This is a genomic window from Arthrobacter sp. Y3224198 (assembly GCF_059090025.1).
In genome coordinates, this window is the sequence record NZ_JBNHFG010000034.1 from 1 (window position 1) to 12,298 (window position 12,298).

The 12,298-nt window shown below is 68.2% G+C and carries 15 protein-coding genes; 6 read left to right on the forward strand and 9 right to left on the reverse strand.

Going from position 1 to position 12,298, the window contains the following annotated elements; translation table 11 throughout:
* The first annotated feature begins 419 nt into the window (after positions 1-419).
* Positions 420-1,604: a thiolase family protein gene (locus tag AC5RUF_RS14030; protein ID WP_494130987.1), complete on the forward strand. Its 1,185-nt coding sequence runs from the start codon at positions 420-422 to the stop codon at positions 1,602-1,604.
* Positions 1,605-1,614: 10 nt separating this feature from the next.
* Here AC5RUF_RS14030 and AC5RUF_RS14035 read toward each other — a convergent pair whose 3' ends face one another.
* The 3 genes from AC5RUF_RS14035 to AC5RUF_RS14045 form a co-directional block, all read right to left on the reverse strand.
* On the reverse strand, positions 1,615-1,743 hold the full coding sequence (locus AC5RUF_RS14035; RefSeq protein ID WP_494130988.1) for a hypothetical protein: 129 nt from the start codon (positions 1,741-1,743) through the stop codon (positions 1,615-1,617).
* Positions 1,744-1,827: 84 nt separating this feature from the next.
* Complete coding sequence (locus tag AC5RUF_RS14040) at positions 1,828-2,340, reverse strand: hypothetical protein (protein WP_494130989.1); 513 nt, start codon at positions 2,338-2,340, stop codon at positions 1,828-1,830.
* A 195-nt stretch (positions 2,341-2,535) separates the two neighbouring features.
* Positions 2,536-3,186 (reverse strand): FMN-dependent NADH-azoreductase, encoded by a 651-nt coding sequence (locus AC5RUF_RS14045; RefSeq protein ID WP_494130990.1) that lies wholly within the window; start codon positions 3,184-3,186, stop codon positions 2,536-2,538.
* Between the two features lie 78 nt (positions 3,187-3,264).
* Here AC5RUF_RS14045 and AC5RUF_RS14050 point away from each other — a divergent pair, with 78 nt between their 5' ends.
* From AC5RUF_RS14050 to AC5RUF_RS14070, 5 genes are all read left to right on the forward strand, one after another.
* Positions 3,265-3,603: a winged helix-turn-helix transcriptional regulator gene (locus AC5RUF_RS14050; protein ID WP_494130991.1), complete on the forward strand. Its 339-nt coding sequence runs from the start codon at positions 3,265-3,267 to the stop codon at positions 3,601-3,603.
* Positions 3,604-3,680: 77 nt separating this feature from the next.
* A complete protein-coding gene (locus AC5RUF_RS14055) occupies positions 3,681-4,043 on the forward strand; it encodes a hypothetical protein (protein ID WP_494130992.1) in 363 nt (120 codons plus the stop codon).
* Positions 4,044-4,067: 24 nt separating this feature from the next.
* Positions 4,068-4,466, forward strand: coding sequence for a hypothetical protein (locus AC5RUF_RS14060; RefSeq protein ID WP_493998074.1), 399 nt, complete (start codon positions 4,068-4,070; stop codon positions 4,464-4,466).
* A 26-nt stretch (positions 4,467-4,492) separates the two neighbouring features.
* The gene (locus AC5RUF_RS14065) at positions 4,493-4,885 is read left to right on the forward strand and encodes a VOC family protein (RefSeq protein ID WP_494130993.1); all 393 of its coding nucleotides are present in this window, start codon (positions 4,493-4,495) and stop codon (positions 4,883-4,885) included.
* 114 nt (positions 4,886-4,999) lie between these two features.
* Positions 5,000-5,440, forward strand: a complete 441-nt coding sequence (locus AC5RUF_RS14070) for a hypothetical protein (protein ID WP_494130994.1) — start codon at positions 5,000-5,002, stop codon at positions 5,438-5,440.
* 24 nt (positions 5,441-5,464) lie between these two features.
* Here the strand turns inward: AC5RUF_RS14070 and AC5RUF_RS14075 are convergent, their stop codons facing one another.
* The 6 genes from AC5RUF_RS14075 to AC5RUF_RS14100 are packed head-to-tail and all read right to left on the reverse strand — an operon-like array spanning position 5,465 to position 12,296.
* Positions 5,465-6,271, reverse strand: a complete 807-nt coding sequence (locus tag AC5RUF_RS14075) for an HAD family hydrolase (protein ID WP_494130995.1) — start codon at positions 6,269-6,271, stop codon at positions 5,465-5,467.
* Positions 6,268-9,009, reverse strand: coding sequence for a phosphoribosyltransferase domain-containing protein (locus tag AC5RUF_RS14080; RefSeq protein WP_494130996.1), 2,742 nt, complete (start codon positions 9,007-9,009; stop codon positions 6,268-6,270). The genes AC5RUF_RS14075 and AC5RUF_RS14080 overlap by 4 nt, the downstream gene beginning before the upstream one ends.
* Positions 9,006-10,229, reverse strand: coding sequence for an HpcH/HpaI aldolase/citrate lyase family protein (locus AC5RUF_RS14085; protein ID WP_494130997.1), 1,224 nt, complete (start codon positions 10,227-10,229; stop codon positions 9,006-9,008). Before AC5RUF_RS14085 ends, AC5RUF_RS14080 begins: the two co-directional genes overlap by 4 nt.
* Positions 10,230-10,233: 4 nt before the next feature.
* The gene (locus AC5RUF_RS14090; protein ID WP_494130998.1) at positions 10,234-11,217 is read right to left on the reverse strand and encodes a hypothetical protein; all 984 of its coding nucleotides are present in this window, start codon (positions 11,215-11,217) and stop codon (positions 10,234-10,236) included.
* 2 nt (positions 11,218-11,219) lie between these two features.
* Complete coding sequence (locus tag AC5RUF_RS14095; RefSeq protein WP_494130999.1) at positions 11,220-11,771, reverse strand: TerD family protein; 552 nt, start codon at positions 11,769-11,771, stop codon at positions 11,220-11,222.
* Positions 11,772-12,296, reverse strand: coding sequence for a hypothetical protein (locus AC5RUF_RS14100; protein WP_494131000.1), 525 nt, complete (start codon positions 12,294-12,296; stop codon positions 11,772-11,774).
* Positions 12,297-12,298 lie beyond the last annotated feature (2 nt).

The window sequence follows — 12,298 nt, forward strand, 5'->3', positions numbered from 1 at the left end:
CACGCCGACGCCCCCCTCGCCGGCGCCGCAGCCGCCCACGCCGCCGGTCCCGACTCCGACTGTCCCGACCCCGCCGGTCCCGACGCCCGGACCGTCCCAGGCACCAGTGCCGGTGCCAGTACCGACTGTTCCCCTGACGCCGGAGCGGGCCGCACTCTCCGAATCAACACAATCCCCGTGACCGAGTGGGTTGCAGTACGGGGTGCAATAAAGCCCGCCGTCTGAGAGGGCACGCACTCGCCTTGGTACATGCCGCTCAGCCTCGGGTTCATGGTGCAGGCGCTCCTTCCCACACTCTGGTGCCCCTGAGACTGGTGTGTTCCCGTACGGCAACATTTGCACCAGAGCGTGGGAATCTCTGCGGGCAGCCATAGTGGTCCGGCTCACATCAATGCGCCGGCCACAGTACGATGGCCTGCATGACCGAGGCCTATCTGATTTCCGGTGTCCGCACGCCTGTTGGCCGTTACGGCGGCGCCCTCTCCTCCGTCCGGCCGGACGACCTCGCCGCCCTGGTGCTGCAAGAGGCCGTGGCCCGGGCCGGGATCAGCCCCGGCGACGTCGACGAGGTGCTGCTGGGCAACACCAACCAGGCCGGGGAGGACAACCGCAACGTCGCCCGGATGGCCACCCTGCTCGCTGGTTTCCCGGACACGGTGCCGGCCATGACCGTGAACCGGCTGTGCGCCTCCGGGCTGAGCGCCATCATCACCGCCTCGCAGATGATCAAGTCCGGGGCCGCCGACGTCGTGGTGGCCGGGGGAGTGGAGTCCATGTCCCGCGCCCCGTGGGTGCTGGCCAAGCCGGAGAAGGCCTTCGCCAAGCCCGGCGAGCTGGCGGATTCGGCAATCGGCGCCCGGTTCACCAACCCGAAGTTCTATGACCTGCCCGGCACGACCTATTCGATGCCCGAAACCGCCGAGGAACTCGCCGCCCGGGACGGCATCTCCCGGGAAGACTCCGACGCGTTCGCGCTGCGCTCGCATACTCTGGCCCTGGCCGCCATCGACGAGGGCCGGTTCACGGATGAAATTGTGCCGGTGGAAACCAAGAAGGGCGTGGTGAAGACCGACGAGGGCCCGCGCCGGGAGACCAGCATCGAGGCCCTGGCGAAGCTGCGGCCCATTGTGCGGGCCGACGGCGTGGTGACGGCCGGGAACGCCAGCTCACTGAACGACGGCGCGTCCGCCGTCGTCGTCGTCAGCGCGGACGCCGTGCGCCGGCTGGGACTGGATGCGCGGGCGCGGATTATCGACGGCGCCTCCGCCGGGGTGGCACCGTCCGTGATGGGCATCGGGCCGGTGCCGGCGACGCAGAAGGTGCTGGCGCGGGCCGGCTGGTCGCTCGGCGACGTGGAGGCCGTGGAGCTGAACGAGGCGTTCGCCGCGCAGTCGCTGGCCTGCCTGCGTGCCCTGGACCTGGACGAGTCGATTGTGAACCGCGACGGCGGCGCGATCGCCCTGGGGCATGCGCTCGGTTCGTCCGGGTCGCGGCTGACGGTGACCATGCTGAACCGGATGGAGCGCGAGGGCGCGTCCAAGGGGTTGGTGACCATGTGCGTGGGACTGGGCCAGGGCGTGTCGATGCTGCTGGAGCGGGTGTAGGTCCGGCTGTTTAGGCGTCGGCGAGCCGGGCCAACAGCTCGGCATCCTTCGTCAGGATTGAGTCAATTGCGGCGTCAATGAGACGGCGGTGCTCCTGGCGCTCAAGGCGGTCCACGGAGCCCTCGATGGGATCAGTCATACCGACACCATAGCCGGAGGACCAGTCCTGAGAGTTCCCGGCGGGACTTCCACTGTATTTCTAGAACTCCTCGTATGCAGCCCGTCAATCAGCCGAGGTGATCTCCCGGTCGTCGTTGCCCTCGGCCAGTACTTTGCCTCCTACGAAAACCACACCGAGTGCAAGAGCCGCACCAGCACCCAACAGAACTTTCTTGAACAGTCCATCCAAAAATTCTTTATTTTCCGTGTCTTTTTGGGACTGCATCTTTCCGGTTTCCATGAGCATATCGAGCAGATACTTCTTTTCCTCGGCTGTGAGGCCCTCTCGCTCTAGTTCAGCCGTGAGGACCTCTCGAATCTGCTCGAACGCCCGGTGGACGCGTTTCTGACTCTGGTTGTTAGCCTTGAGCGTAGCCTCGTGTGCTTTCTCCATTGAATCCACAGCACCCATTGCTAGTTCTTTGAAGTGTGGGAACTGCTCGACGACTTTGAGGGCTAGCTCAGTATCCATGTCGGGCATCATTGCAGCGAACCTGATCAGCTTATCTTTGGAGAGATTCCTCCATGATTCGATCCCAAGCGCCTGCTTGATTTGATCTTCGTTTTGGTAGCGCATGCGATATATCCGTCCAACGTTTCGTAAGGTATTCAACATGTTAGTGGTGGCAGAAGTGTATGAACGGATGACACGACCTTGTGGCCCGTTTGTTCAAGTGCAGGCTGATGGCATTCGGCTCGTGGCCTGAGACAGCTGCTGGAGCGGGTGTAGGTCCGGCTGCCCCGGGAGTGGCCCGGGACAACCAGGCCCCGACTAGCGCGGGACGCCCGCCCCGGACAGCTCCCGGCCAAACTTCACCGCGTCCGCTTCGGCCTCCTCCTTCAACGCGGCAGCCATGCCGCTGAAGGCCTCAAGGGCCGGGTCCACGCCCACGAGTGTGAACGGGCGCTCCACGACGCGCAGGTCCAGGCCCCACACGTCTCCCAGCACGCGGCGCAGCCACGGAGTGGAGTGGTCCCAGCCTTCCTTCGGGGTGCCGGGGCTGTAGTTGCCGCCCTGCACTGTGGTGAGGACAGCCGGTTTGCCGCCGAGGGCTGTGGGTGCGAGGCCGATGCGCGGATCCGTAACCGTCAGGTCGAACCAGGTTTTGAAGGTCTGTGCCACGCCGAAGTTGTACAGCGGGACGGTGAAGAGCAGGGCATCAGCGGTAAGGAGTTCCTCGGCCAGCGTGGCAGCCAGCGCCACTGCGTTCCGCTGCTCAACGGTGCGGTCCGCGTCCGGCATGAAGCCTGCGGTGACGGCATGCTGCCATGCCTCGGTGGGGACGGGAGAATCGGCAAGGTCGCGGCGAATGACCGCGGCGTCGGGATGAACGGCAGCCCACTGCTCCTCGACGAGGTCACCGAGGGAACGGCTGGCGGACATGGAGGGGAAAATGCTGGCATCCAGGCGGAAGAGGGTCATGACGCTCCAATCGAGAAAGTTTCTTAGTCGCTCTGTTTTTCAGAGTGACTAGGATGACAGTAGCGGTAGAATCACCGTATGGATAGAGGTCCCGCCCCAGTGCACACATGCGATTCCGCGGTCAGCCTTGCCTTCTCGATCTTGGGCAAGCGGTGGAACGGAATGATCGTGGACGCCCTGAGCGCCGGACCGTTGTCCTTCGCCGCTCTGCGCCGGTCCGTGGAGGGCATCAGTGACGCTGTCCTCTCCGACCGTTTGTCCGAGCTGGCCGAGGCCATGCTGCTGACCCGCGTCGTCGAGCCGGATCCGCCCATCTCCGTCGCCTATACCCTCACTCCCGGTGGCGAGCAACTGGTGCCGGTGCTCCGCCAGCTGGGGCAGTGGGCAGCGGAACACCTTCCCCAGCCGGAGGCTTAGACCCACGCTGGTTTTCCCGCCGCCGCCGCGCTACTGTCTCCTCTCCAATCGATGATCGGTTGATGGGGGAAATACGGATGACTGAGGAGCGCGACACCCACGCGGACCCCGAACCAAGCGACCCGCAACTACACGCCCCGCAACCACGCGGCCGCAGGGTCCTGGTGGTTGCCGTTGCAGCTCTGGCTTCAGCTGCGGCTGCACTGCTGTTTGCTGCCTGGACGGGAAACGCTTCCTTGCTGCTGGGTGCCGGCGCCGCAGCGGGCGCCTGGTTGGGAGTGCACTTCGGCAACAAGAAGGCCCGGGAGGTGGACGCCTACCGGCAGGAATGGCTGGGCCGGCGGGCCGGTACCTCTCACCGAGCGGAGCCGAAAGCCGACACGGGCAGGAAGGCGGGGCGGGAGCCGGCAGTACAGAATACGGACGAAAACAAACGCTGAAAGGTAAACGACAGGAGCGGCCTTATGCGGTCTACAACATCACCCTTGTGTGAAGTCTCCGAGCAGTGGATGTCGCCGCTGCCCCAGTCCGCGGTACTGAAAGCCCTCGCTGCAGCCTTCGAAGGGGACGGGGCACGAATCAGCCGGGAGGATGACCGGGCGGAAGCGCGGCTCGGGTCCAGCTGGCGGTACCGGTTCTGGGGAAAGCGCTTCGCCGCGGGCCGTGCCCGGGTGCCGGTGGCAGTTGAGTTCAGGACCACCATCACCCCGCTCGGGACCAGCATTGCGGCACGGGCCTATGACATGTCCGGAGGCAGGCACACCAACAGAACCCCGTCCGGCGTTGACGAATCCGTCGCGAACCGGGTGGAGGACCTGCTCGGGAAGGCCGCCGCAGCCCTCGGTGTGGAGCGCCCGGCATAGGAGCCACAGGCCGTAGGCTGTCGGCCATGACTGCTTCCATCTCCCACACCACCTTCGACAGCCTCGATCCGTACGCCCAGTCCCTGTTCTGGGCCCAGGTGCTCGGCTTCTCCGAGGACCCTAAGGACCCGAACCGGCCCGGCGAAGAAGAATGCATGATTTACGCGCCCGACGGCGGCCAACGCCTCCTGTTCATCAAGGTGCCGGACAGCAAGCAGGTCAAAAACCGGCTGCACCTGGACCTGCAACCGGATGAGGTGGGCGGTCGGGACACGGAGCTCCAGCGGCTCCTGGCACTGGGTGCAACCCAGGTGGACGACCAGCGCCGCCCTGGTGGAACCGGCTGGGTGGTGCTGGCCGATCCGGAGGGCAACGAATTCTGCATCCTCCGCAGCGAGGCGGAGCGGACGGCAGTTTAGGGCCAGCTGCTTCCGCGTGACGCGGACAGGGGAGCCGCGGCTACGTAAACCGTTGGACGTGAGTCAGCAACGAATAACCCGAAACACCAGTCTCTAGCAAAGGGGGAAACCGGCATGGGGTTCCTGTTCAGCACCAAACCGATCGTGGAAAAGAACGAACAGTGGACGTGCGCCCAGCCGCCGCAGGCGGTCCTAGACACGCTGGCCGCGGCGTTCGCCTCGCACGGGGAAGACGTACGGCGCGAGAAGTCCTCGGTGGAGGTGCGCCTGGGCGATAACCAGATGTACCGGATGATGGGCAACCTGACCGTCGAAGGGCGCGCAAATGCCCCGGTGGCGCTGACGTTCACAGCATCGGAGTCCGCTGCCGGCACCACCGTCGCCGTCCACGGGCGCGATACGTACGGCTTCCGCATCGGCAGCGGCAAGGCCTTCGGCGTGCCGGAAACGTTCAACCGGCGGCTGGAGGAATTCCTCAGCTACGCGGCCGGCGTCATCGGCGTCAACCGGCCGGTCACCGGCCCGGTGCCGCCTCCGCCGCGCATCAACATCTAGCCGCGCAGCCTCCGGGCCAGCGGGCTACCCCCGCACCAGTTCCAGCATCCGCCGCAGGATCTCTTCCCCGGCCAGCACGCCGCGGGCAGAGGTGACCTGCAGATGCGGGTCGGTGTAGCCGGCGTCGTCGAGCTCCCCGTGCGCGGGGCGGAGGGCGACGTCGGCGGCCTCCAGTATCGGCCGGTCCAGCAGCGAATCCCCGGCGGCCACAACGCGGTCCGCACCGGTCCGGCGGGCAACCTCGGCCACGGCCTGCTGCTTGGTCACCGGAGTGGGCACACAGTACAGCTTGCGGCCCTGCAGGGAGACGGTCCAGCCGCGGGCATCGCACCAGTCCTCCAGAGCCAGCAGGAACTCACCGGGCAGCGCCTCGCGGTCCACAATGGCGTAGGCAAACAGGTCCTCCGCTGACCGGAGCTTCAGAATCCACTCATGGAATTCGGGACGGCCCAGATAGGCCTCGATCTCCGCCAGCGGCGCGCAGCCGGAACCAACGAGGCCGCGTACGGAAGCCTGCCAGTCGGCGTCGGGCTTGCCGTGGTGCAGCAGCACGCCGCCGTTGGTGGTGACCGCGTACTCCGGGGCTGCCCCGGGCAGCCGGATCCGCCGGTACTGCGCCACGGTCCTGGTGGTCACCGGGACAAACACGGCAGCCCCGGCCACGGCCACCAGCAGCTCCTCGGCGGTGCGCGTCATAAAGGACAGCGGTTTGCCCTCGTACACCTCAGACACGACCAAGCCCGGTGCGTCTGCGTCCTGCCCGGCCAGGAACAGGGCATTGGCGGAATAGATCAGTGTGCGGTCCAGATCGGAGGCAATCAGGGTGCTCATGCGTCGGCCCCCACGGCTGCTCCGCCGCCGGCCGCGGCAACAGCCTTGCCGTCCGCCCCAACGGCACCGGCGGTGAACCGCGGATGGATCAGCCCGACACAGCTGAACGGCAGGTCCGGCACCTCCTCCACCGGCACGCCGCGCTGCTCGGCCAGCAGCAGCACATGGGCCACCTCCGCCCGTGCATCCGGATGCACCAGCACCTTCCACGGAACCCGCCGCAGCAGCACCCGCGTGGTTTCGCCGACGCCGGGCTTCACCAGGTTCACGTTGTGGATGCCGTACTCCTCGCTGAGCCGCTCCACGGCCTGCCAGCCCACCCAGGTGGGCGTCCGGTCGGTGCCGGCCAGCTCCGCAGCCAGCGCGACGGCGTCGGCACGCACGGCGTCGAACTGCGCCTCCACGGCGGCCAAGAACTCCCGCGACACATCGGCGGAGGCCAGATGCGCGTAGAACTTCGCGCCGTGGAAATCCTCCGGCCCGATCAGGTCCCTGTTGTACACGGTGCGGGACACCAGCCCGGACACCGTCGAGTTCAGGCAGGCGGACGGAATCAGGTAGTCCTCCCGGGTGCCGAACAGCTCCACGGAATGCCCCGGATCGGCCAGTACCGCCAGCTGCGCGGAGAACCGCACGCCGTCGTTCGCCTCGAACTTATCCAGCGCCGCGGTCAGCTCGCGGGTGATGGCGCCCTTGCCGGTCCAGCCGTCCACAAACAGGATCCGCGCCGGATCGTACCGGCGAGCCAGATACCGCAGCGCCGTTTCATCCATGCCCACGCCGCGCACAATGCTCATGGTGTAGTGCGGCAGGTCCAGCCCGTGCATCCGCTGCGCCCAGCGGCGCATCAGGATGCCGATCGGCGTGCCGGCCCGGGCCAGGGAGACCAGCACCGGCTCGCGGTTCCGGGCGGCCAGCGCCATTTCGGTCACGGTGCCGACGGCGGCGGCCACCCGCGGCGCGGACCGCACCAAGGCCTCCGCATACAGGTCCTGGTACTGGGCCGAGGGCAGGTATTCCATGGGCAGCGACTCGGCGTAGTTCGCGCCGCCGGACTGGATGGCCGCCTCCCGCTCGGCGGTGGGAGCCTCCAACTGTGCGTCGCGCAGGTCCTTCAGCAGCCAGGTCACATCCTCCGGCGCGTAGGAGCCGAACTGCGGGCCGGTCAGCGGCACCGCAGCGGGTGTTGCAGCGGGCACGGCCCAATCGTCGGGGGCGGGGACGTTGGCGGGCATCAGCACCACGACGACGGCGCGGGTCACCGCGCGCAGCGCCTCGGTGACACTGCCGGGCCCGGTGATCGAGGCAAGGTCGGTGCCGGGTTCGGGGACCAGGACGATGCTGCTGAAGCCCGTACCCTGTTCTCCGGACGGATCCCGGCGCGGACCGACGTTGTAGGCGTGCCGCGGGCCAGGGCCGTCCTCGGTGAGGTCGTGGCTGGCGAAGTCCACCGCGTTGGCGATGGCGTAGTCGGGCCGGTCAATGGGCACGATGGGGGAGCGGGTGGTGGTGGAGAAGCGCACCGTTCCACCCGGCAGGGCTTCGGCCAGGGCATTGGCGATGGTCAGGGGGACGTGGATGAACTCCTCGCAGCCCAGGACCAGGACCGGCCCCGCCGCCGGGACGGCTGCCTCGCCCAGCGCCGTGTGGATCTGCCCGGCAATGTAGGCCAGGTCCTCCCCGGAGACGGCCCCGGGCAGCGCCTCCGGCAGGGTGCCGAGGTATTCGGAGGAGATGCCCGCGCGGTTGCCGAACCGGTCGCTGCGCAGCCGGCGCGGGCCACAGGTGTAGTCCAGCAAGGTCACGGTACCGGGCGCGGCTGGTGCGGCGGCTGCCCCGGGATCGGAAGTCGCGGCCCCGGCGTCGTTCGCCAGCTCCGCGATCAGTTGCTGCGCCCGCCCCACCAGGTCCTCGCCCAGGTCGATGCGGCCGGTTCCCAGCGCCACTACCTTGATCCGGCAGCCCAGCCGGGCGGCGAGTTCGTCGAACCGCGCTTGGTCGGCGTCGGATCGCAGGTCGATCAGCGTGGCCACCACGTACACCGGATGCGGTGCGGCGCCGTGCAGTTCCTCAATGGTGTTGATGACGGTGGCGCCGGTGCTGAGTTCATCGTCCACGAGCACCACGGGCACGGAGGCGTCCAGCAGGGCCGGGTCGGTGGGCAGCAGCCGGTGCGAGGTGGCGTGCGAGTGGGATTCCTCAAAGGCGCCGTAGGCCACCGCACCCGAAGGAGCGTGCCGGGTGGAGTGGATGTAGTACGAGCCCAGGGTGTCCGCCACCAACCGGCCGAGCCCGGTGGCGGTTTCGGCATACCCGATGGTCACGGTGTCCGGCTGGCATACGGACAGCTCCCAGAGCTGCTCCCGGGCGTACTGCAACCGGGCCCGCGGCGAGCGGAGGGTACTGCTGCGCGCCGACGTCGGCTCCGGACCATCCCCGCCCCGCAGCACCGCCTGCAGGTCCGCGGCGACCGAGCGCAGCACGGCGTCGTCCACTGTGCTGCCCAGCGCCGCCCCGGCGAGTGTCCCCAGGAGTTCCCCGGCCGCCAGCACCAGGGCCGGTTCGGTGGGGATGTGCTTGGCCAGCACCCGGGAAACCAAGAGGTGCGCCCGGCGCGGATTGCGGCGCAGCGCCAGCCCCACCAGGTCCTCCACCGGGAGCAGTGCGGAGGGGTCGGAGGTGATCCGCACCCCCAGGGCCTTGTGGACAAATCCGCCGGTCCAGGGGTGCTGGCTCAATTCATGCTCGCTTCCAGAAGATCTACGTAGGTGATGTCGGGGGCGGCCACACCGAAGGCGGCGGCCCGGACGAGGGTGGAAGCTGCCCACGCCTGATGCGGTTTCATTTCATTCATTTTGTTGCGGTACGGCGATGCCGCTGCGCCGCCGCCGGCCTCGCCGGAGATGTGCAGGGCATCCAGGTACGCCTCGTGGCTGATCACGTTCATGGCGTGGACCAGCGGCACGTGCGAGGGGTGGATGACGGTCTTGCCCAGCAGCCCGTTGGCCAGGTCCAGTTCGATCTCCCGGATCAGCCCGTCCAGGTTGGCCGTGAGCAGCCGTTGGCGCAGGGCCAGCTCGTCCGCCTCCGCGAAGGGGGTGGAACGCAGCTGCGGGCGCAGCAGGCGCTCGCCGGAACTGTAGTGTTCCCATACCGGGCCGCTGATGATGAACCCGCCGGGCCGGCCCAGCATGTTCACGATGTCGCCGATGACGTTGGAAACCACTTTGACGTCATAGATGGTCAGGTCCCGGGACCGGCGCAGCCCGTAGGCGCTGGACATGTCCGTGGCCCCGATCCGCACGGAAAGGATGTCCGGCCGGTTGGCCTTCAGGACCCGGTAGATCCCGGCCAGGGTGTCGGTGCGGGATTCGGCGTGGATCATGAGCGGGGATTCGAGGATCGGCATGATCCGCAGCGGCCGTGCTCCCGGATGGGCGGCGCTGCGGTTCGCGTTGACGGTGTGCAGGGCGTCGAGGAAACGCTGTGCGGCGCCGGTGGTGTTTTCGAACTTCGGGACCACGAACCCGGTGAGTACGTCCAGGGTCCGGCCGGCACGTTCGGCCAGCTGGAGCATCTGTTCGGGGGTGCGGACCCGGACGAACAGCATCAGCCCGGCAGCGTCTCCGGCGCCGGAGGTGTCTGCGGCTCCGGCCCGGTCCGGCACCGGACGGGACTCGGCGTGCAGCTGTCCGAGGGCTGCCAGCACGTTGGTTTCAGCTTCCGGCACATCTGCGTCGGCAATTGAATCCTCCAGGCACAGCACCATGCTCAGGGCCCCGCGGGCGGCCTGCTTCCGCACGTCCTTGGCCAGGTCCGGGCGGGTGCCGGGGCTGTAGAGGGTGGCACCGAGGGCGGTGGCGAGCAGTCCGGCGTCGGACTCCAGGCCCAGTTCCTGCGGCGGAAGGTGGAAGAGGCGGGAGGTTTCGGCGTCGCTGAGGTAGGAAAAGTGGCGCACGGCGTCAGTTCCCCCGGAACGGGAAACGCGTGCTCATGGTGAAACCGAAGGCTTCCCAGATGGCCTTCAGCTCCAGGCCGTAGGGGATCACTTCGGCCCGCAGTTCCAGCACTGTGCCGATGCGCAGCACCGAGAGCACGTAGAAGCTGCGGGGCCCGGCAGCGGCAGGAATGGTCACCGATTCGCCGTTGTACAGGCCCACGTTCATGGGCTGCTTGGGTTTGGGGAAGAACAGGGCGCGGCGCAGCAGGCCGGCGTGCCGCAATGCGATCAGGGCCAGGTCATCCTCGTAGCCGACGAGGGGGCGGTTGCCGGGAGTGTCCACCACGGCGCCGTCCACCAGGTCCTGCCCGGCCGGGGTGCCCGGGCGCGGGGCGGCCTGGCTGCCGGTGGTGAAGTCCAGACCTTCCCAGACGGCGCGGATGGTGCCCGCGACCGCGAGGCTGCCCACCGCCGATTCCATCGGGGTCAGGCGTAATACCGGGTTGCTGCTGTCCAGGCTGCGCAGCTCGCTGATGTCGGGAGCCGGGAAGAGCCGGGTGTGCAGGGGTGCAGATGAAGCGCGTGCGGAGGCCGCGGGGGACGATGCAGCGGACGGCCTGGACAGGGACGCGGACGACGACGGCGCCTGGGCCCCGCGCTGGGCAGCACGGTCGCTGTGCGCCTCGGCGTTGGGGGAGAGGCCGAGCGAGAGCGAGGTGCTGACCGTCGGCGGTGCCTGCCGCGGCGGCGGGGACAGCGAGAGCGACCCCGGGGCCGGCGTGCTGCGGGGCGGGTTGATGGAGGCCGTGTTGGAGGAGGGCGCCGTGGGAGCAGGGGCCGAAGCGGCAGGTCCGGCGGGCGCCGGAGCCGCGGGTGCCGGCGTCGTGCGCGGTGCAGCGGTCTGGGCGGGCGCGGCCGGTGCAGCAGGTGCCTCGGAGCGCGGCTTGACCCGGCGGCTGAGGAACGGGAGGTCGGTGCGCACGGCGCGCGAGCGGTTGAGCGCCATTGCTAGAGGTCGAATCCGAAGTCGGCGGCGAGGCCGCGCAGGCCGGTGGTGTAGCCCTGGCCCAGGGCCCGGAACTTCCAGTCGGTACGGTGCCGGTACAGCTCGCCGAACATCATGGCGGTGATGCTGTCCCGGTTGGCCGAGGGCAGGTCGAAGCGGACCAGTTCCCCGCCGTCGGTGCGGGCCACCCGGATGTAGGCGCTGCGGACCGCGGAGAAGGTGCCGGGACCGCGCAGTTCGGGGTCCGCATAGACGGCGAACACAATCTTGGTGACGGCCTCGGGCACGCCTGAGAGGTCGATGTCGATTTGTTCTTCGTCCTCCTCGCCCGCGAACTGCACCGAGGCGTCCGGGCTGGCGATCTGGTTGAAGAACACCAGATGGTCATCGGAAAGCACCCGTCCGTCCGGTCCGCACAGCAGGGTAAGCGGCACCAGTTCGGACTGCGGCCCGCGGCTGGGGATTACGTTCCAGCCCAGCCCCACCATGACCGAGGTCAGACCGGGGTTCTCGGCGGTCAGGGCGGCGTTGGCGCCGGCTACCAGGGTGCCCATTTACCGCTCCCCGAAGGTCAGGGAGGACGGGGAGAACTTGTCATCCAGGAACCGGCCGTGCGTGGACAGCTCGGCAATGGCCCCGGTACGGACCTGGTTTTCCAGGTCCCGGGCAATGCCTTCGAGGATGGTCAGTTGTTCAACGAGCAATGTGGTGGCCTCGGAATCGTCGGTCCGCTCCCGGTCATTCAGGGACACGTAGGCCCGGAGGGGAGTGGGGAGGTAGTTGGTGATGATGGCGTTGAGCAGCACCCGCTGCTCGGTGGATGCCCCGTTGCTGCCCACGTACTCCACCAGCGGCGCCAGGATGTCGTCGATCTGGCGGACCATGGAGGAGACCAACGGGGGCAGGGCAGCTCCGGCGCGGCGCACGGCGGTACGCAGGTTCACCAGGGACTTCGCGGTCTCCCGGTGCTCGGCGTCGGGGCCCGACGGCGGCTGGGCGCCTTGCTGCGCCAGCTGCGTCGCCGGTTCCGGCTCCGGCGAGTTGCCGAAAAGGGACCCGAAGAACCTGCCTATCGCCATGG

What these genes read in the sequence shown, in the direction of transcription:
- AC5RUF_RS14090 (WP_494130998.1), bottom strand. Translation starts at nt 11,217, where the DNA reads ATGGCGCTCAACCGCTCGCGCGCCGTGCGCACCGACCTCCCGTTCCTC.
- AC5RUF_RS14050 (WP_494130991.1), top strand. Translation starts at nt 3,265, where the DNA reads ATGGATAGAGGTCCCGCCCCAGTGCACACATGCGATTCCGCGGTCAGC.
- AC5RUF_RS14030 (WP_494130987.1), top strand. Translation starts at nt 420, where the DNA reads ATGACCGAGGCCTATCTGATTTCCGGTGTCCGCACGCCTGTTGGCCGT.
- AC5RUF_RS14055 (WP_494130992.1), top strand. Translation starts at nt 3,681, where the DNA reads ATGACTGAGGAGCGCGACACCCACGCGGACCCCGAACCAAGCGACCCG.
- AC5RUF_RS14045 (WP_494130990.1), bottom strand. Translation starts at nt 3,186, where the DNA reads ATGACCCTCTTCCGCCTGGATGCCAGCATTTTCCCCTCCATGTCCGCC.
- AC5RUF_RS14065 (WP_494130993.1), top strand. Translation starts at nt 4,493, where the DNA reads ATGACTGCTTCCATCTCCCACACCACCTTCGACAGCCTCGATCCGTAC.
- AC5RUF_RS14100 (WP_494131000.1), bottom strand. Translation starts at nt 12,296, where the DNA reads ATGGCGATAGGCAGGTTCTTCGGGTCCCTTTTCGGCAACTCGCCGGAG.
- AC5RUF_RS14060 (WP_493998074.1), top strand. Translation starts at nt 4,068, where the DNA reads ATGCGGTCTACAACATCACCCTTGTGTGAAGTCTCCGAGCAGTGGATG.
- AC5RUF_RS14035 (WP_494130988.1), bottom strand. Translation starts at nt 1,743, where the DNA reads ATGACTGATCCCATCGAGGGCTCCGTGGACCGCCTTGAGCGCCAGGAG.
- AC5RUF_RS14095 (WP_494130999.1), bottom strand. Translation starts at nt 11,771, where the DNA reads ATGGGCACCCTGGTAGCCGGCGCCAACGCCGCCCTGACCGCCGAGAAC.
- AC5RUF_RS14070 (WP_494130994.1), top strand. Translation starts at nt 5,000, where the DNA reads ATGGGGTTCCTGTTCAGCACCAAACCGATCGTGGAAAAGAACGAACAG.
- AC5RUF_RS14040 (WP_494130989.1), bottom strand. Translation starts at nt 2,340, where the DNA reads ATGCGCTACCAAAACGAAGATCAAATCAAGCAGGCGCTTGGGATCGAA.
- AC5RUF_RS14075 (WP_494130995.1), bottom strand. Translation starts at nt 6,271, where the DNA reads ATGAGCACCCTGATTGCCTCCGATCTGGACCGCACACTGATCTATTCC.